Genomic DNA, 19,764 nt, shown 5'->3' with positions numbered 1-19,764 from the left:
ATCCTTTTGCCGACTACACTGCATGTTATTACAAAGAATACGGCTTAATATTTTGACGTTTCTCATGAATTTTTTCATCACCTGGCAAGGTAACTAAGCCTTCCCAAGGAGAGTCAAAGTCAAAATCTCTCATATCCTGTGTTAGTTTAACAGGTTCATAAACCACTTTATTTTGATCAGCATCGTAGCGCACCTCAACATATCCTGTTAAAGGAAAATCTTTGCGTAAAGGATGACCATCAAAACCATAATCTGTTAAAATACGACGCAAATCAGGTTGACCAGAGAATAAAACGCCAAACATATCATAACATTCGCGTTCCCACCAATCTGCACATTTCCATAAATTACGAACAGAAGGAACAGGAGTTTGCTCATCGGTATGCGTAACTACTCGAATGCGTTGATTTAATGAAACAGATAGTAGATTATAAACAATATCAAAGCGATCTGCACGTTGCGGATAATCGGCACCGCACAAATCCATTAATTGTTCATAACGACATAAGGGGTGCTCTTTGAGCAAAATAAGCAAATCCACAAGATGATCTAATTCAACCAGAACAACAAGCTCATCTTGCTCAAAATCAGTTTTAATAACCCCTTTGACAGAGGTACATAACATAAAACCAATCGCCTCCAAACGAGGTGTATTTACATAGCTTCTATTATATGTATCAATATGATCAACCACGAATAATTGTCCCTGTCCGTTGAATTTTCTTCTTGAGCAACATAATCCCGTAAATCAAAGCTTCTGCCGTTGGTGGGCAACCTGGTACGTAAACATCAACAGGAATAATACGATCACACCCTCTGACGACAGAGTAAGAATAATGATAATATCCCCCCCCATTCGCACAAGACCCCATAGACAAAACCCAACGAGGCTCAGACATTTGATCGTACAGACGTCTTAAAGCAGGAGCCATTTTATTGGTTACGGTTCCTGCAACTAACATTACATCTGCTTGACGAGGCGATCCCATCGGAACAACCCCCATACGATCTAAGTCATATCTTGGCATATAAGCATGAATCATCTCAACAGCACAACAAGCCAACCCAAAAGTCATCGGCCAAAGACTGCCTGTTCTGCCCCAGTTAATTAATTGATCCAGCTTTGCAACCACAAACCCTTTGTCTGTAATTGCCCCAGTAATACCTTTTATAACGGCATCTTGCTCTGACCCTGGCGGCAAAGCATCCTGATTCCAATAGACTTTTTCAAGACCAGAGTTTTCTGTTGTATTCTGATTCATCACAATCTCATTTACAGATATAAATCTGTTTAATAGTTACGCACTTACTCTTTGTGAACCTAGTCCCACTCTAATGCGCCCTTGCACCATTCGTATATAAAACCAACGGTTAAAACGACTAGAAAAGCAAGCATTGAAAAAAAACCAAACATTCCAATTTTTGAAAGCGTTAATGCCCACGGAAACAAAAACACCATTTCAAGATCAAAAATAGTAAATAGGATGCCTACTAGGTAATAGCGAACATCAAATAATTGGCGTGCATCCTCAAACGCTGGAAATCCGCATTCATAAGGAGAATTTTTTTCAGCATAAGGTTTTTGTTTGGCACAAAATAACGCCGCCCCTAACATGGCACATGCTATAATTAATGAAATTACTCCAAAAATCAGCACTGGTAAATAATTACCTAAAATAGCTTGCATGAGATAACTCTTTAGCTTCTATAATAATTAACATCATCAACAAATATTGAATATTGTTAATCTTATAACAGACAATAAAATAAAATTATACTGCTAATCTGTATTTTTTACAGATACATATTAAAAATCCATCAACTAAACAGACCTCTTTAAATATAAATATGTACATTAATGATAGCTATATCAACGTTATAGTCGAACTCATTACATAACTTCGAATAAAATATTTATCACTCATCAATTAAACAGTTCATTCAGTTTAATATAACGAAACCCTTCACGTTAATTTTCTAGAAATTCTTTATTTTTCACAAATAATTACAATAAATGAATCTTTTAGAATTTGATGATTTCGTAGGCTATCGAGGATTTCTATTAATAATTTTAAGTTTTTGCTGACAGACAAATGTATTACATAATATTAGTAAAGCGTCACAACCATCTATACAAAATTTATTTCGTATCAATACCAGTCTTACTGACTTACATTATAGTCTTTGTATAAAAATTGATATTTGTCTTCATCAAAAAATCCGTTTTTAAAGATCAGATAATTGAGAATACAACGCCATATGCCCAAAATCATAAAATAAATTTGAAATCTGAAAATTACAAATTGAAAAAAGTAAATATCTTTATTAGGAATTTTATATTGATATCAATAAGATTCTTTTAATTTATATATTATTATGGCGCGAGTGACGGGGCTCGAACCCGCGACCTTCGGCGTGACAGGCCGACGCTCTAACCAAACTGAGCTACACCCGCGCAGGGTATTATCGTCTTTACAGACTAGTCACTATTTTAAAGCATTAACACTGCCTTAAAACTTTATGGTGGGCGATGACAGGCTCGAACTGCCGACCCTCTCGGTGTAAACGAGATGCTCTACCAACTGAGCTAATCGCCCATTATTTTTAAAGAAAAATAACAAACTTTTAATGGCGCGAGTGACGGGGCTCGAACCCGCGACCTTCGGCGTGACAGGCCGACGCTCTAACCAAACTGAGCTACACCCGCGCAGGGTATTATCGTCTTTTCAGACTAGTCACTATTTCAAAGTAAATACACTTACTTTGAAACTTTATGGTGGGCGATGACAGGCTCGAACTGCCGACCCTCTCGGTGTAAACGAGATGCTCTACCAACTGAGCTAATCGCCCTTGCTCTATTTGAACTTAACGTTTTTAACAGAACAACGACTTCATAGCATCGAAGCCGTTGTCTGTCTAGTCGTTTTTTCAAATAACTTGAAACTATTTGCTAACAGCTTCTTTTAGTAATTTCCCAGGTTTAAAACGAACAGAAATAGATGCTGGAATATCAATCTCTTCGCCTGTACGAGGGTTACGACCTTTTGCTGCTTTACGTGTTGCGGTGACAAAGCTACCAAAACCAACAAGACGCACTTCTTGTTTTTTAGCAAGTGTTTCTTCAATTGTGCTCAACACTGCATCTACAACCTCTGCAGATTTTGCTTTTGATAGATCAACTTTTTCTGCAACAGCAGCAACGAGTTCTTGTTTATTAAGCGGCTTTTCCATTTATTTTATCTTTCCACTATAGTGAGGATACAAAAAATTATATCTTTTGGACTGTATCATTAATCCATACTCAAGACTATTGAAGCACTTTGGCTGAACGTCAACCATTCTCTGTGCTTCAACAGGCTTTTTCTTACATTTATTCCATGCCAGGTTGCAAGATCATCACATTTTAATGTGTCAAAGGCACTTCTTGAGCAGATGTATCAGCAATTTTTATCGATTCTGCTGTTTCATCTGGTTCAATAGATTCGTATGGACGAATCAATGCTTTGATAATCACTTCGTCGGCATTAGAAACAGGAATAATTGTTAGATTGCTTTTAACGACTTCTGGAACATCAATCAAATCTTTTTCATTCTCTTTTGGAATGAAAACCGTTTTAATTCCTGCACGCAAAGCAGCTAGCAACTTTTCTTTTAACCCACCAATTGCCAACACACGACCACGAAGTGTAATTTCCCCTGTCATTGCCACATCACGACGGATAGGTATCCCAGTCATCGCACTGACAATGCTGGTTGCCATAGCGACACCAGCAGAAGGACCATCTTTAGGAGTAGCCCCTTCTGGCACATGAACGTGGATATCTTTCTTATCAAATAGCTCTGGTTTAATTCCAAATTGGAATGCTCGGCTTTTTACATAAGAAAGTGCAGCCACAACACTCTCTTGCATCACATCGCCTAATTTACCCGTGTGTTTGATTTGACCTTTACCAGGGACAGTCACACTTTCTATGTGCAAGATATCACCACCGACCTCTGTCCAAGCCAAACCAGTCACAATTCCGATTAAGTCTTCACTTTCACTTTCACCATAACGGAATCGCTTAACACCTGCGTAATCCTCTAAATTATCAAGAGTAACAGCAACATGATCGCATTCACCCACAACAATTTTACGAACAATCTTACGAGCAATCTTAGCAATTTCACGCTCTAAGTTACGAACGCCAGCCTCTCGCGTATAAGTTCTGACCAGCTCACGAAGCACATCATCAGATACAGACCATTCTTTTGGTTTAAGATTATGCGCCTCACCTTGCTTTTTAATCAAATGACGACGTGCGATTTCAACCTTTTCATCCTCTGTATATCCGGAAAGACGAATGATTTCCATACGATCTAATAATGGTTGAGGCATATTGTAGCTGTTAGCCGTTGTGATAAACATTACATCAGAAAGATCATAGTCGACTTCTAGATAATGATCAGCAAAAGTTGAATTTTGCTCTGGATCCAATACTTCTAATAAAGCTGAGGTAGGATCACCGCGCCAATCTGAACCAAGCTTATCGATCTCATCCAATAAAAATAAGGGATTCGAAGTGCCAGCTTTTTTCATGCCTTGTACGATTTTACCTGGCATTGCACCAATATACGTCCGACGATGGCCACGAATCTCTGCCTCATCACGTACACCGCCCAAAGCCATACGCACATATTCACGACCCGTCGCTTTGGCAATTGAGCGTGCCAAAGAAGTCTTACCCACACCAGGAGGACCAACCAAGCACAGAATCGGCCCTTTGAGTTTGGAGGCTCGAACTTGAACCGCTAGATACTCAAGAATTCGTTCTTTTACTTTTTCTAGACCGTAATGATCTTGATCTAAAATTTTTTCTGCATTTTTTAGATCTCTTGAAATCTTAGAACGTTTTTTCCAAGGAATCCCCACGATCCAATCTAAATAATTTCTTACAACGGTCGCTTCTGCGGACATTGGACTCATAGTGCGCAATTTTTTAAGATCGGATAATGCTTTATCTCTTGCTTCTTTACTTAAACGAGTCTTTTTAATTTTCTCTTCGAGTTCAGACAACTCATCTTTGCCATCTTCCCCCTCGCCCAACTCTTTTTGGATGGCTTTCATTTGCTCATTCAAATAATATTCGCGTTGAGTTTTTTCCATTTGTTTCTTAACGCGATTTCGAATGCGTTTTTCAACCTGTAAAACCCCTAGCTCTGCTTCCAAATGTTCAAGTAGCTTTTCAAGACGTTCTTCAACAGGAATCGTCTCTAAAATGGTTTGTTTATCGGCAACTTTAAGATTTAAATGGCTGGTAATCGTATCTACAAGTTTATAAGGATTATCGATCTGATTAACCGCCACCAGAACTTCGGGAGCAATGGATTTATTTAATTTGATATATTGCTCAAATTGAGTCGTGACCGTTCGTTGTAAAGCATCAAGCTCTTTGTTTGATTCATTATCTACTTCTTCAATAATCTCAACATCAGCCTCGAAAAAAGCTTCACGATCATAAAGTGTTTTGACCCTTGCCCTTTGAAATCCTTCTACTAGAACTTTAATCGTTCCGTCTGGCAGCTTTAGAATTTGAAGAATCGACGCAACGGTACCAAAATGATAAATATCATTTTCGGTTGGATCTTCTAGGGATGCGTCTTTTTGAGAAACCAATAAAATTTGGTTGCGTTGACTTTCAACTTTTTCCAGCGCTTTTACCGATTTTTCCCGTCCCACAAACAAAGGAACAATCATGTGAGGAAAAACAACAATATCCCTCAAAGGTAATACTGCAATTAACCCTGAATTTGTCTGTTCTTGTACATCTGTTTGTTCCACTTCAATATCATTGCTCAAAGTGTTATCTTTTTTTTCTGTCATAAACTATGACCTCCTCATTGGACGATCTTTTTAAAACAAAGCGCCCAAAATTGGCACGCTTTATTGTATAATAATTACCTTTTATTAATATCTTTTTGTTAATGAAAATATGACTAACTAAAGAGTAGCAAAATTCAAAAGCTATGTTGTAACACTGATTAAAGGCTCAAGCGGTATTTATAACTTCTATTCAAATATAAGCATAATTGCAGAAAATTACAATAATACCACCTGCAAATTTTATTTCGATATGTTATTATTAACATATCAATAAAAAAAGGATCTACCGAAATAGATCCTTTCTATCTTGTCAAATTATACGCAAAGATCAAGCAGTTTTATCGGTTTTCTTTGATTTGTCATATACATAAACAGGTTCAGCTTGACGATTAATCACTTCTTTACTTATCAAGACTTCAGAAACATCTTTTAAATCAGGCAATTCAAACATTGTTGAAAGCAGAATAGTTTCTAAAATTGATCGTAATCCACGAGCCCCAGTACGACGTTCAATCGCTTTGTTAGCGATTTCTTCAACCGCTTCATCAGAAAATGTTAGTTGAACATTTTCCATTTCAAAAAGCTTTTGATATTGCTTGACCAACGCATTTTTAGGTTCTCTTAAAATCTGAACCAATGCTTTTTGATCTAAATCATCAAGGGTGGCGATCACTGGTAAACGACCGATAAATTCTGGAATCAATCCAAATTTCATCAAATCTTCTGATTCCAGCTGGCGGAATAGAGCACCAATATTATGATCGTCGGCTGATTGAACCTCTGCACCAAACCCAATACCATAACCAACACTCCTAGCACTGATGATCTTATCCAAACCAGCAAAGGCACCACCACAAATAAACAGCATGTTGGTTGTATCAACCTGGAGAAATTCTTGCTGAGGATGCTTACGCCCACCTTGTGGAGGAACCGAAGCAACTGTACCTTCCATAATTTTTAATAAGGCTTGCTGTACACCCTCACCACTTACATCGCGAGTAATCGAAGGATTCTCTGATTTACGAGTAATTTTATCGATTTCATCAATATAAATAATACCACGTTGAGCCCGTTCAACATTATAATCAGCTGATTGCAATAGCTTCAAAATAATATTTTCAACGTCTTCACCTACATAACCTGCTTCAGTTAATGTAGTTGCATCTGCCATTGTAAATGGAACATCTAGGATTCTAGCCAATGTTTGAGCCAACAATGTTTTCCCAGTCCCTGTTGGACCAATTAACAAAATATTAGATTTTGCAATTTCTACATCACCAGACTTTTCAGCTTGATTCAATCGCTTGTAATGATTATGAACTGCCACAGACAATACTTTCTTAGCATCACCTTGTCCAATTACATAGTCATCAAGAATTTTACATATTTCTTTCGGTGTAGGTAAACTTCCCTGATCTTTTGTGATCTGAGTTTTATTTTCTTCACGCACGATATCCATGCATAATTCAACACACTCATCACAAATAAACACTGTTGGACCAGCAATTAATTTGCGAACTTCATGTTGAGATTTACCACAAAAAGAGCAATAGAGTGCATTTTTGGAATCATTCTTCTTATCAGTCATTTGTACTCCTACCCTTTAATAACCACCAAACATACTTTATTAAAGAGAATTTAACCAAGAGGGAAAATCATTATTTATCTATAGACAGATCAGTATCACGCTTTGTAACAACCTGATCGATAATTCCAAAATCTTTTGCTTCTTCTGCAGACATATAACTATCTCTTTCGAGACGTTGCTCAATTTCTTCTAATGTTCGACCCGTATGAACGTTATAGATCTCATTTAGTCTTTTACGAATGGCTAGGATTTCTTTTGCTTGAATTTCAATATCACTTGCTTGTCCTTGTGCACCACCAGAAGGCTGATGCACCATCACACGAGCATTGGGTAACGCGAAGCGCTGACCTTTTTCGCCGCCACACAATAACAAGGATCCCATAGAAGCTGCCTGTCCAATACAAACTGTGCTGACAGGGCAACGAATATATTGCATTGTATCGTAAATAGCTAAACCTGCAGAAACCACACCACCCGGGCTATTGATATAAAAAGAAATTTCCTTTTTGGGATTAACGCTTTCTAAATATAACAACTGTGCTGAAATCAAAGAAGCTACTTGATCATAAACAGCCCCTGTTAAAAAGATAATTCTTTCTTTTAACAAACGTGAATAGATATCGAATGCACGCTCACCTCTTGATGTTTGTTCAACAACCATAGGTACGAGTGCATTATCATAAATTTCTAACGGGTGGGAATCCCTCATCAATTTTTTCCTAAAGTTAGACGATACTTTATTTATCTATGTGTAATTTATACATTATGCGTACTTTATACATATAGATAATCAAAATAGATATTTAATTCAACACAGCACAAAAAGCAAAAAAAAAATGTCTAGACGCAAATCTAGACATTCATCTTACTTATTTAACAAAGAATTAAACTTTGGAAGCTGGCATTTCAGCAAGTTCTTCAGCAGTTACTTCTTTATCTTCAATCGTTGCAAGCTCCAAGATATAATCAATAACTTTATTTTCGTAAATTGGACCACGCAAAGAATCTATTGCTTGAGGATTTTTTTGGAAGAATTCAATAACTTCTTTTTCTTTACCAGGATAACGCATAGCTTCGCTACGCATTGCTTGGGTTAATTCTTCGTCAGTAACTGCAATTGAATTCAAACGTCCAATTTCAACTAATAACAAGCCCAAACGAACGCGACGTTCTGCGATTTTACGATAATCTGCTTTAAGCGTTTCTTCGTCTTTTGCTTTATCTTCTTCATCAAGACGACCCTCTTTACGGTCGGCTTCGATACGTTGCCAAATTTGATTAAATTCAGCATCTAATAAACCTGCTGGAATTTCAAAAGAAACTTTTTCAGCTAATACATCCAAAATATCACGTTTTAATCTCATATGAGACATTTGGTCATATTCAGATGAAATTTGTTTTCCAACGAGATCTTTTAAATTATCTAGACTTTCCAATCCGACTTTTTTTGCAAATTCATCGTTAATTTCTGGGGTTACTGCTTCTTTTAACCCTTTAGCTTTAATATCGAATGTTGCTTCTTTACCTGCAAGATTAGGTGCTTGGTAATCTTCGGGGAAAGTAACAGTAATTTGTTTTTCTTCACCAGGGGTCATGCCTTCGATTTGCTCAGCAAATCCAGGAATAAATCCGCTACCGCCAATTTCAACATTAACATCATCTGCTGTGCCACCGTCAAAAGCAACACCATCAACTTTACCAACGAAATCAACAACAAGAACATCGCCTTTTGCAGCAGGACGTTTTTCTTCAATATCTTTATAGTCACGTTGACGTTGAGCAATTGATTCCAATGCTTTATTCAAAGCTTCATCATCAGGTTTAGCTTTTAGACGTGTTAAATTGATCCCTTTGAAATCTGGCACTTCAAATTCAGGAATTAACTCAACTTCAAAAGAAAATTCTAAATCATCGCCTTCTTTATACCCTTCTTTAAGGGTAATTTGTGGTTGAGCAGCTGCGCGCAAACCTCTTTCTTCAAGGGTTGTTTTGACTGCATCTCCAACAGCATCATTCAGAACTTCATTCTGTACTGTTTCGCCATAACGTTGTTTAACAACGGCCAAAGGAATCTTACCAGGACGGAATCCTGGAATATTCATTTGATGCCCCATCTCTGCTAAACGTGCATTTCTTTTTTCAGCAAGTTGAGTTTCTTTAATTACGATTGTAAAGCCACGCTTGAGGCTTTCAGAAAGCGTTTCAGTAACCTGCATAAGCTAGGCCATCCTCTCGGTCAAAATGTATTTTACCCAAGCCGGGTTCTTATATAATTGTAAACGGATTTTTTATTTCACTCAATAAAAACAAGTTAGTAGAAACTTGTTTTTTGGTGCGGATGGAGGGACTTGAACCCCCACGACTCACGCCACTAGATTCTAAGTCTAGCGTGTCTACCAATTTCACCACATCCGCACATCCGTGCTTTATGCATGTTGTATTAACGCACTATTTGATTCAGAGCAACCTCTTTTTCATATATTTTTTACAAAATAACGAATTTTTTTTATCTTGCAGCATTATCTCTTGCATTTCCAAGGTTTTGTGCCAAATCTTCTGCAGTTGGCCAAGAATGTTCACACAAAAAACCCGCTTCACCATGGATCCATACCCCTGCGCAAGCTGATTCCCACTCGGACAACCCTGATGCTAATAACGTCGCAATGATTCCAGTCAATGTATCCCCTGAACCTGCCGTCGCCAATTGAGAAGAAGCATGTTGATTAATTGCCACCCGTCCATCAGGGGATGCAATTACCGTATCAGCCCCCTTCAGAACCACCACACACCCAGTTTGTTGGGCAGCTAACCTTGCAGCACTGACTTTATCTTCTTCAATATCACCAAAAACACGCTTAAATTCACCAATATGAGGGGTAATGATTGATGCTCCTTTTAACAACTCGGATTGGTTAGATTGGAACACACCCGCATCAGCAATTATTTTAACCTTGGCTGCAACTAGCTTTGGTAATATTTCATTAACTTCTTCTGGCAATAATCCTGGCCCACATACCCATATTTTTCGACGCGAATCTTGTAGCGCAATTTCAAGCGAATCCTTATCCACTATAAAACAAGGGGATGAAGCACTATAACAATCGGCACTCCCCAAAGCAAAAATATGGACTAACCCAGCACCAGTATTTAACGCTGCATGTGCAGATAATTTCGCAGCCCCTGTCATTTGAGAACCACCAACAATACTAACAATGCCGCGACTATATTTATAATCTGTTATTTCGTGAGTTGGGATTTTCCACAACCCAGGTTCGTTTAACCAACATCGTGTAGATGTTTTAGATAAAGTATTAGAAGAAATCCCTATATCTTTGACAACTAATTCACCCACATACTCACGACCAGGTAACAGATAATGCCCTGGTTTTGCCCTGAAAAAAGTGACAGTTAGTTCGGCGTGTGGAGCATATCCCATAATTTGACCTGTTTCACCGTGCACTCCCGAAGGAATATCAATCGCAACCACATGCTTTGCTTTGCGTAAGAGGTTCGTAATTTCTAAATCAAGCGCTTTATTCAGTCCCGCACCAAAAATTGCATCAATAACCAATCCTACCTTTTCAATATAAGACGCTGAATTACTTATAACCGTGCCAGTCCATTGCCCTGCAACTCGTGCTACATCACTCCTCATTTTAGGCTTGGCAATAGCTGTAACATAAACAGGCCATCCAGCCTTGGCCAACAAACGTGCCACAACATAACCGTCCCCGCCATTATTACCCGGGCCACATAAAACCAAGACAGAACAAGGTTTATATCGTTTCAAAATTTCTCGCGTAACTGCCCAACCTGCATTTTCCATCAATTGTATAACAGGCGTTGTTTTGGCAGCTTCTCGATCTATATCATTCATCTGAGAAGGGGTTAGTAACGCTAATTCTGAAATCTGTTTTGTCATGATCTTAATTCTCTCCGTGAGCGTTATAAATATATTTTAGTTTAAATAAGTAATTTAAGCTTCGATAAATTTAACTTTCTGAACTCGTCACGCATATCTAATATTTTTTTATATCTTCACGCTAACCATAAAAATACTTCATAAAATTACCAGCATTCTCCCCTAAAATCGGGAAGAGTTTCATTTTCACTTTTGGTAAGAAGTCTGGTTTTAACTCATCACAATCATCGTTGGTGTATATTTCGTAAATGGCATACTCATTGTACACAATGTCGACAATTACGGTCAAAGCGTTTATAAATTGACTTAAATTATCTGCAATTTTAAATGGTTCGAATACATCATATGTTGCATATATAGCAGGGCTAACATTCTCTCTAAAATTAAGCAAAATAGGCTCACCACCACCGACCTTCTCTATGAAAATAATGTAATCTTTTTCTTGTAAACTTGAAAAGGAATAAGTGTTATTTCTTTGCTTTAGACTTGAATAATCAATAAATGATAAAGAGGACATTCCTGTTTCAACAATAAGATTTGACAAATCAAATTGATTATACAGCTCTATTAAAATGTCGTTATTATGCAAATACGAAGGATCAATATTCGTTTTATCCACTCTAATAAAATTGAGATCATCATGTTGTTTCAATATGCTTAATAGGTTTTCAAATGCTTTGATTTCATTCATAATTTTCTTCAATAATTTAAAATGAAAAATATTAAACTAACATAAAATAAATAAAATCCTGCGCAATTTAATTTTCTTTGTATATATTACCATTAAAATTCAATAATTCGGTTGTATACGCTATCATATTTTGGAAATGGAAAAATAATGTCTCAAATTGCTTTTTATTGGGGACCTATCAATGCTGTTCATCACATCAGTTTTGCCTTTTGGATCGGCAGTATGTTTTATTATATATTTGGATTACAATCCTGCTTAAGCCTGCTGGATCCAACACAAAAAACATCTTTACAACTTCAAGGTCTTAGAAAACTATTTCAATTTAGCTGGATTTTCGGTGTTACCACGTTATTAACACAAGCCTTGCTACTTTTTAGTAACTCATTTGATATTCATACCATAACGTGGTCTGCGTGGGCTGCCTTAACCATTATTGTTATAATGATTATTTTACAATTTTCTGTATTTACATCTGCATATCGCACTGCTCGCCGTGCATTAAGACCAAAGCCTGAAGTCTTTAGAAAAATAAATAATCCTTTAAAATTAATTATATTTTTAGGAATTATTGACTTAGTTTTACTTGCTTTTTGATATATCTTTACAAAATAATTATATATATCTGATCGTTAAGCATATAAAGATTGATTCTTTCCTTTTATGTCAATATAAGAAAAGTTTACAGTTTTAATCTCTTAAGACTTCTTTTCATTTTATTGACATAAATGGTAGAAACTACTTTGCCTGCGATCTCTAGAAAAACTAACCAAAAAAAAACAGACATAATTTCAGACACACAAATTCTGGAAACGGAGTCTCCCGTTCTTTTCAGTGATCTTGGATTATCAGCATCCATTATGCGTGCTGTTGATGAAATCGGGTATAAAACACCCACTCTGATCCAAGCACAAGCCATTCCTGTCATTCTACAAAAACAGGATCTAGTTGGTATCGCTCAAACAGGCACTGGGAAAACAGCTTCTTTCACGTTACCTATTTTGGAAATCCTGACAAGTAGTAAAGGGCGTGCAAGGATGCCTCGCGCCTTGATTTTGGAACCAACCAGAGAGCTTGCAATTCAGGTGGCTGAAAACCTGAAACAATATGGTCAGTATTTGAAATTAACCCACGCCTTATTGGTTGGTGGCGAAAGTATTGTCGAACAAAAAGACACATTAAATCGTGGTGTAGATATTATTATTGCAACACCCGGACGATTAATGGATCTGTTCGAAAAAGGTGCCATTCTCCTAAACCAAATCAAAATATTGGTTATTGACGAAGCAGATCGTATGCTAGATATGGGTTTCATCCCAGACGTCGAAAAAATTATTTCCTACCTACCTAAAAGCAGACAAACGTTACTTCTATCTGCAACGATGGCTCCAGAAATTAAAAGATTAACCGAATCTTTTTTATCTAATCCAACTGAAATTACCGTTGCTCCTCCCTCCTCCGTTGCAACGACTATTGAATCGGGGTTGGTAATCGTTCCAGAAAAAAGAAAAAGAGCCACCCTTCGTCAACTATTGCGTAATGACAATGTTAAAAACGCAATTATTTTTTGTAATCGTAAAAAAGACGTCGATATTTTAACTCGATCATTAAATCGTCATGGATTTCAAAGTAGTGCCTTGCACGGTGATTTAACGCAACAACATCGTACGAAAACGATGGAAGAATTCAAAAATGGCGACATTCAATATTTAGTCTGCTCCGATATTGCCGCCAGAGGCATTGACATTGATAATTTATCTCATGTGTTCAATTTCGATCTACCCAGACAAGCAGAAGATTATGTCCATCGTATCGGCAGAACAGGCCGTGCGGGAAGAACTGGATTTGCATATAGTATTGCAACAGATAATGACAAAGAAACTATTGAAGCGATTGAAGCATTAATACAAAAATCTATTCCTTTAATTTCTTTGAATAAACCAGAAACGGCCGATACCGAAAAAGACCAAGATACGAAGAAACAATATAAATCAAAAGAAGAAGAACAAAAGAAAACAACTAAAAAACAACACTTTAAAAAAGAAAAAACGATCGTGCCTCGCGTTCCGTTATCTCAAGCAATTCCTGATGACGATAATCCAGTCATCGGGTTCGGACAGTTTGTTCCAGCGTTTATGCTATCCCCTTTTCGGAAGTAATTAAGTTAAGCTAGAACATATGTTCTAGCTTTTTTTATAAAAACTGGTCGATCTGTCCTGGAAATAACAATTTTAATTTTCCCTTTTCAAAAGGGTTTAAATTTGAAACGATACGTAAAAACTCTCTGTCTGCTTCCTGAGACAGTTTATTTAAAATTGGATATAAATCTTTCAAACTCGTATGAGGATAAAGATGAGGTATATCTATATTTTCTTCATTTAATGTTGTTTGGATGACCTGAATTTCCCAATCAAAGTTTGCTGAATGAGCATTTGCTTTGTCATAAAACTGAATATTTTCTATTTGTTGCTGGGGAAAACCCAATCTTTTAGAATCGTAGATAGAAGTTAAGCAATATTTTTGTTGGTTCTCATTTAATGAAGCTTGTAAATAATGTTCCGATGACAATAGATTCTGCCCATCGATAATAAAAGAAACTGGAACATATTTTTCATCAAGCAATGCGGTTAGAATAATAACATCTGATAAATATGGAAAAATAAGGCCATAAATAGGAAGGAAAGACTCTATTTTGGCATGTTGCTCAGCAGTTTGTACCAATTGTTGTTCAATGACGGATATATAAAGATTGTATTCATCCTTACCAACTAATTTTACAATAATAGGAAAATTCTCTTCAAAATCAGTCATTTTTTTAAAGGTTTGATATAAGCTATTTTCCTGAGGCTTCAAAGAATATTCATATGTATCAGGATAAAAAGAAATTGCTTCTAAAAAAGGCTTTTCTTTTATCTGCTTTCTAATATTGCGAATAATCTGTCGACTTATTTCTGATAAATATTGCCGCACTTTTGGCATCATTCTTAATGGTTCTTCATCAATATAGATATTATCAAAGTGGAAACCATACCGTTGCCAATGTTTGATATTATCTCCTAAATCATCAGCTCGTTTCTTAATGCGCCCTATATATTGCTCCATGCTACGACAAATATAGTGCATTACTTTCGCACCGTCCCACTCTACATCTTTGTTACAACCACGCCATTCAATTACATTTCCCTTTACATCGACATATCTTGATAAATCAATATCATATTGATGCGGATTAATGTAACGACATCCAAGTTTCTCAGGACGAATGAAGCTTTTGACTTGTTGATTATCACCAAAGAAAGCATCTGAATGCTCAAGAAAAATTTCTACAGTCATTCCTTTTGGACGTATGACTTTATTAGAGTTCCCATAAATGCACCAGTTTATTGCCACAGCATCGGCATGAGGGAATTGATCTAAGAAATCAGAAATATTATCGTAAGCGTTTAAATAAACATATTCATCTGCATCTAGAAAACCAATCCAATCATATTCCCCTTTTGCCAATTTTGCTGCCAACATAAAAGAATCTCGCTGTCGCCAATAAAAATTCGGTTGTTGAATAGGATCAGTTCTAAAATATTGAATATTGTAAAGTCGTGCTGCAGCTAAGATAATTTCAAAAGTGCCATCAGTTGAATAATCGTCGAATATATATAATTTTTCAACACCTATAGCTTGATACCAAGCTATCCAACCAGCAATATCGCTATGTTCATTTTTAACAAATAGAGCAATAGCGACTTTGGTCATTATTAAATTATCCTTAATATTTTTAGATTATTGATCTTACACAAAGTTATACCTATAAGCTTGATAAAAAAAAGGCAATCTTTTATAAAGATTGCCCAGAGTGTAGCATAGAATAGAAAGAAAATTAAAACATATTGAGTGTCAGACGAGCCTCATCACTCATTCGGGAAACATCCCAAGGTGGGTCCCACACAACATCTACTTTGACTTCAACAACGCCATCTACTTTTTCAATTGCTTGTTGGATCATGATAGGAAGTTCCTGAGCACTAGGGCAATTTGGTGCTGTCAACGTCATTTCAACATGAACACGACCATCATCATGCAAATCGACTGCATAAATCAATCCCAAATCATAAACATTAACGGGTATTTCAGGATCATAAACCGTTGAAATTGCGTCTATAACAGCATTTTCATTAATTTCTCCACCAGCAGATTTACCCTCTTCCGAACTGGATTGGTCTTCATCTGGTTTCCAGGATTCGACAGAAGACTTTGGGTTAGATTCTTCTGTATGAATATCAGTTTGAATATTTTCAGACACAGAATCGACCTCTTGCTTATCGACAGATGATATAACGCTATTTTCCATTAAAACACCAACTATAACGATTAATTTAAACTATCATAAAACTAGTAATAAAAATACTTCTTTATTAAATAAATAATTGTTTAATAACTTTCAACGTATCGACAAAATAATCTATTTCTTGAAAAGAAGTATAAATACCAAAGCTTGCCCGAGCCACACTGGTTTGATGTAACCGATGTAACAAAGGTTCTGCGCAATGAGACCCTGCACGCACGGCAATCCCATTTTGATCAAGCAACGTTGCAATATCATGCGCATGTGCCTTGTCCATGGTAAAAGCAATTACACCACCGCGTTTCTCTGGGTTACCTAAAATAGATAATCCCTCGATTTCTTGCATTTTTTTAATTGCATACTCAACTAGACGTTCGTCATGTTGAGTTATATTTTCGTAACCAATCGATAAAACATAATCAATCGCAGCGCCAAGCCCTACTACTTCTAAGATCGGTTGCGTACCCGCTTCAAATCTTACAGGAGGTAGAGCCCATGTTGATTTTTCAAAAGTTACCCGTTCAATCATATCCCCACCGCCCATAAAAGGTGGCATTTGATCTAACAGTTCTTTTTTACCCCACAAAATCCCAATCCCCGTAGGGCCGTAAAGTTTATGTCCCGTAAATGTATAAAAATCAACGTCCAGATCTTGAACATTTACTTGTTGGTGTACAATTCCTTGGCTACCATCGACTAAGATTTTTGCTCCATTTTGATGTGCCATTGTTGCAATCATCTTAATAGGATTGATCGTTCCCAGCACGTTTGACATATGCGTCACAGCAACCAAAGCAATATCATTATCAACAAGAATTTGCTCTAACGCAATTAAATCTATATCCCCTTGATCCGTAATTGGTGCGACATATAAATGAAGCCCCGTACGGTCGCGCAGCATTTGCCAAGGGACAAGATTAGCATGATGCTCCATCTCGGTAATAACAATACCCTGCCCTTTTTGTAGTAAAGAGCCATAAGAATGCGCGACAAGATTGATCGCCTCAGTGCTGTTTTTCGTATAAATGACTTCATCAGCAGAGGCCGCACCCATAAAATCAGCCACTTTTTGACGGACAGCTTCGTATTGGTCTGTCATTGCTTCGCTCATCGTATAAACACCACGATGAACGTTTGCATATTGCGTATAAACAGATTTCTGTATTGCCTCAATAACCTGTATCGGCTTTTGAGCAGATGCCCCACTATCTAAAAAAACAAATGGTTTACCGTTAATTTTTTGCTGTAAAATAGGGAAATCTTTTCTGATCGCTTCAATGTCAAAAATAGCTGATTCGTGCATTATGTAATATCCTCTACCACTTCAACGCCCAATTGTTCTTTTAATAGCTGCTTGGCAATTGGATCATTCACATCTTCAACTGCCTGAGCAACAAAGGCATTAATTAAAATATCTCTGGCTTGATGGAAGGGGATGCCTCTGGCCATTAAAAAGAATAGTTGATCTTCATCCAAAGCCCCAACAGTCGCACCATGAGAACATTTCACATCATCTGCATAGATCTCAAGCTCTGGTTTTGTGTTAATTTCAGCTTGATCGGAAAGCAACAATGCTTGATTTTGCTGTTGTGCATTTGTTTTCTGGGCTTTTTGATGAACAAAAACTTTCCCTTGAAAAACCCCATGACTTTGATCAGTTAAAATATTCTTGACGTTCTGGTCTGATTGACAATGCGGCACTAAATGAGAAAACACCGTTGTAATATCTGCATGTTGTCTATCAGCAAGTTTTTGAACAGCTTGAAAAGAGGCGTTGCTCCATTCGCCATTTATATCAATATAAACTTCTTGACGAGAAAATTTAGAGCCTTTGGAAATTAAAAACTGACGGTACGTTGCATGATCTGCCAATGATACATACAAATTAGCACAATTATAACTTTCTAGAGAAGAATTAAGCAGTTTATTATATTCGAAATTGGCTCTGGGGCCAACTTTAATTTCACAAACAGGATTGGTAAAATACTCACCACAACCCGCGTTCATTTCAATAACGGACAACTGCGCATGATCTTGTAGTTCAATATTCAATCTATGATGAAAAGAAACCAATCCATCATTTTGCCCATAACCCAAATAAACGAATAAGATTGTACCCGCTTGTTGTCCTTTTGAAATTGTCAGCTGAAGCGTTTGTTGACCTATTGCATAATTCAAAGTGGTCATAATGTCTTTTTGGAGTCGCCCCAAAGACCCATATACACCATCTTTTATGTCAATTTGGCAATTTGAGTCATCAAACAATGTAGAAAATTCTTTGATAATTTGACCGTTCGCTATAATTAAACGCGGAAGTTCAGATAAGTTAGGCAAAGGAAAAACGTTTTCCTCTAACCATTCTTGCACTTGTTGTGTATTTACTGGCACAGGCTTTACGAATTGGTGCTGATTGAACCATCTTAGATCCGTATATTTCCAATTTTCAACACGTCGTGAAGGAAGCCCTGCTTCAGAAAGCAATCTGATTGCTTTCTCCTGTTCAGAAGAGGTGTTTTTTCCTTTAACACGAGACAAAAGTGAAGATAGTCCCGTATCTTTACTCTCCTCAGAATTCTTATGCATCAGCTTCTCCAACAAGACGACCATAGCCTTCTGCCTCTAATTGACGAGAAAGCTCTGGACCACCCGTGTGAATAATACGACCTTTAGCCAAAACATGGATATAATCAGGTTGAATATGATCTAATAATCTTTGATGATGGGTAATAATCAATGATGAAAACTCAGGAGAACGTAAAGACTTCACCCCTTCCGCAACAATACGAAGTGCATCAATATCTAGTCCACTGTCGGTTTCATCTAGAATTGCAAAAGAAGGCTCTAACAACGTCATTTGTAAAACTTCGTTACGTTTCTTTTCCCCACCCGAGAACCCAACATTCACATTACGTTTTAACATATCGGTTGAAAAAGACAGTTTCTTAGCAAGTTCACGTACTAGTTTAAGAAACTTAACAGGATCTAACTCCTCTTGCCCGCGTGCTTTACGAACAGAGTTCACCGCAGTGCGTAGAAAATTCGCATTATTGACACCAGGCAACTCGACGGGTGCTTGAAACGCCAGGAATAAACCCGTTGCAGCACGTTCGTCAGGGGTCATTACCAACAAATCTTGCCCCTTGAAAGTTACAGATCCCTCTGTCACCTCATAGCTTGGATGCCCTGATAATACATAAGATAAAGTCGATTTCCCAGAACCATTAGGCCCCATAATGACATGTGTTTCACCAGCTGGAATAGATAAATTAACGCCTTTTAAAATTTCTTTCCGACTATCTTCTGCAGTTTCATCAATAACAGAAGCATGCAAATTTTTAATTTCTAAAACCATATTCATTTTCTT

Annotated in this window: 17 protein-coding genes and 5 tRNA genes; 2 read left to right on the top strand and 20 right to left on the bottom strand. The window is 37.1% G+C overall.

The window, feature by feature from the left end; all coding sequences use genetic code 11:
- Positions 1-28: 28 nt before the first annotated feature.
- From PQG54_RS03420 to PQG54_RS03350, 15 genes are all read right to left on the bottom strand, one after another.
- Positions 29-625, bottom strand: a complete 597-nt coding sequence (locus tag PQG54_RS03420; RefSeq protein ID WP_271789525.1) for an NADH-quinone oxidoreductase subunit C — start codon at positions 623-625, stop codon at positions 29-31.
- Positions 626-686: 61 nt separating this feature from the next.
- Complete coding sequence (locus PQG54_RS03415; protein ID WP_271788876.1) at positions 687-1,262, bottom strand: NuoB/complex I 20 kDa subunit family protein; 576 nt, start codon at positions 1,260-1,262, stop codon at positions 687-689.
- Positions 1,263-1,321: 59 nt separating this feature from the next.
- Positions 1,322-1,687, bottom strand: coding sequence for an NADH-quinone oxidoreductase subunit A (gene ndhC / locus PQG54_RS03410; RefSeq protein ID WP_271788877.1), 366 nt, complete (start codon positions 1,685-1,687; stop codon positions 1,322-1,324).
- A gap of 690 nt (positions 1,688-2,377) precedes the next feature.
- Positions 2,378-2,455 (bottom strand) — tRNA-Asp (locus PQG54_RS03405).
- 66 nt (positions 2,456-2,521) lie between these two features.
- Positions 2,522-2,597, bottom strand: a tRNA-Val gene (locus tag PQG54_RS03400).
- A 32-nt stretch (positions 2,598-2,629) separates the two neighbouring features.
- Positions 2,630-2,707, bottom strand: a tRNA-Asp gene (locus PQG54_RS03395).
- Positions 2,708-2,774: 67 nt separating this feature from the next.
- Positions 2,775-2,850, bottom strand: a tRNA-Val gene (locus tag PQG54_RS03390).
- A 93-nt stretch (positions 2,851-2,943) separates the two neighbouring features.
- Positions 2,944-3,231: an HU family DNA-binding protein gene (locus tag PQG54_RS03385; RefSeq protein WP_008853656.1), complete on the bottom strand. Its 288-nt coding sequence runs from the start codon at positions 3,229-3,231 to the stop codon at positions 2,944-2,946.
- Positions 3,232-3,403: 172 nt separating this feature from the next.
- Positions 3,404-5,863, bottom strand: a complete 2,460-nt coding sequence (lon, locus tag PQG54_RS03380) for an endopeptidase La (RefSeq protein ID WP_271788878.1) — start codon at positions 5,861-5,863, stop codon at positions 3,404-3,406.
- Between the two features lie 328 nt (positions 5,864-6,191).
- Positions 6,192-7,451: an ATP-dependent Clp protease ATP-binding subunit ClpX gene (clpX, locus tag PQG54_RS03375; protein ID WP_271788879.1), complete on the bottom strand. Its 1,260-nt coding sequence runs from the start codon at positions 7,449-7,451 to the stop codon at positions 6,192-6,194.
- A 70-nt stretch (positions 7,452-7,521) separates the two neighbouring features.
- Positions 7,522-8,160, bottom strand: coding sequence for an ATP-dependent Clp endopeptidase proteolytic subunit ClpP (gene clpP, locus PQG54_RS03370; RefSeq protein WP_271788880.1), 639 nt, complete (start codon positions 8,158-8,160; stop codon positions 7,522-7,524).
- 175 nt (positions 8,161-8,335) lie between these two features.
- On the bottom strand, positions 8,336-9,667 hold the full coding sequence (tig, locus tag PQG54_RS03365) for a trigger factor (protein ID WP_271788881.1): 1,332 nt from the start codon (positions 9,665-9,667) through the stop codon (positions 8,336-8,338).
- 114 nt (positions 9,668-9,781) lie between these two features.
- Positions 9,782-9,866, bottom strand: a tRNA-Leu gene (locus PQG54_RS03360).
- 91 nt (positions 9,867-9,957) lie between these two features.
- Entirely contained in the window at positions 9,958-11,373 is a 1,416-nt protein-coding gene (locus tag PQG54_RS03355) for an NAD(P)H-hydrate dehydratase (RefSeq protein WP_271788882.1), read from the bottom strand.
- Positions 11,374-11,494: 121 nt separating this feature from the next.
- The gene (locus PQG54_RS03350; RefSeq protein WP_271788883.1) at positions 11,495-12,064 is read right to left on the bottom strand and encodes a hypothetical protein; all 570 of its coding nucleotides are present in this window, start codon (positions 12,062-12,064) and stop codon (positions 11,495-11,497) included.
- A 147-nt stretch (positions 12,065-12,211) separates the two neighbouring features.
- Between PQG54_RS03350 and PQG54_RS03345 the strand changes: the two genes are divergently transcribed.
- Together PQG54_RS03345 and PQG54_RS03340 are read left to right on the top strand one after the other, a co-directional pair.
- Positions 12,212-12,658 carry a hypothetical protein gene (locus PQG54_RS03345; RefSeq protein ID WP_271788884.1) on the top strand — a complete coding sequence of 149 codons (447 nt, stop codon included), beginning with the start codon at positions 12,212-12,214 and terminating at the stop codon, positions 12,656-12,658.
- Positions 12,659-12,789: 131 nt separating this feature from the next.
- Entirely contained in the window at positions 12,790-14,220 is a 1,431-nt protein-coding gene (locus tag PQG54_RS03340) for a DEAD/DEAH box helicase (protein WP_271788885.1), read from the top strand.
- Between the two features lie 34 nt (positions 14,221-14,254).
- Here PQG54_RS03340 and PQG54_RS03335 read toward each other — a convergent pair whose 3' ends face one another.
- From PQG54_RS03335 to sufC, 5 genes are all read right to left on the bottom strand, one after another.
- Positions 14,255-15,811, bottom strand: coding sequence for a glycosyltransferase family 2 protein (locus PQG54_RS03335; RefSeq protein WP_271788886.1), 1,557 nt, complete (start codon positions 15,809-15,811; stop codon positions 14,255-14,257).
- Between the two features lie 124 nt (positions 15,812-15,935).
- Positions 15,936-16,406: an SUF system Fe-S cluster assembly protein gene (locus PQG54_RS03330; RefSeq protein WP_271788887.1), complete on the bottom strand. Its 471-nt coding sequence runs from the start codon at positions 16,404-16,406 to the stop codon at positions 15,936-15,938.
- A gap of 64 nt (positions 16,407-16,470) precedes the next feature.
- Positions 16,471-17,703, bottom strand: coding sequence for an aminotransferase class V-fold PLP-dependent enzyme (locus PQG54_RS03325; protein WP_271788888.1), 1,233 nt, complete (start codon positions 17,701-17,703; stop codon positions 16,471-16,473).
- Positions 17,703-18,983 carry a Fe-S cluster assembly protein SufD gene (sufD, locus tag PQG54_RS03320; protein ID WP_271788889.1) on the bottom strand — a complete coding sequence of 427 codons (1,281 nt, stop codon included), beginning with the start codon at positions 18,981-18,983 and terminating at the stop codon, positions 17,703-17,705. Before sufD ends, PQG54_RS03325 begins: the two co-directional genes overlap by 1 nt.
- The gene (sufC, locus tag PQG54_RS03315) at positions 18,976-19,758 is read right to left on the bottom strand and encodes a Fe-S cluster assembly ATPase SufC (RefSeq protein WP_271788890.1); all 783 of its coding nucleotides are present in this window, start codon (positions 19,756-19,758) and stop codon (positions 18,976-18,978) included. The genes sufD and sufC overlap by 8 nt, the downstream gene beginning before the upstream one ends.
- Positions 19,759-19,764: the final 6 nt, after the last annotated feature.

Source organism: Commensalibacter communis (assembly GCF_947179015.1).
Classification (GTDB): Bacteria; Pseudomonadota; Alphaproteobacteria; order Acetobacterales; family Acetobacteraceae; genus Commensalibacter; species Commensalibacter communis.
The sequence above is the reverse complement of the archived record's forward strand: the minus strand, read 5'-3'. Positions and strand labels throughout refer to the sequence as shown.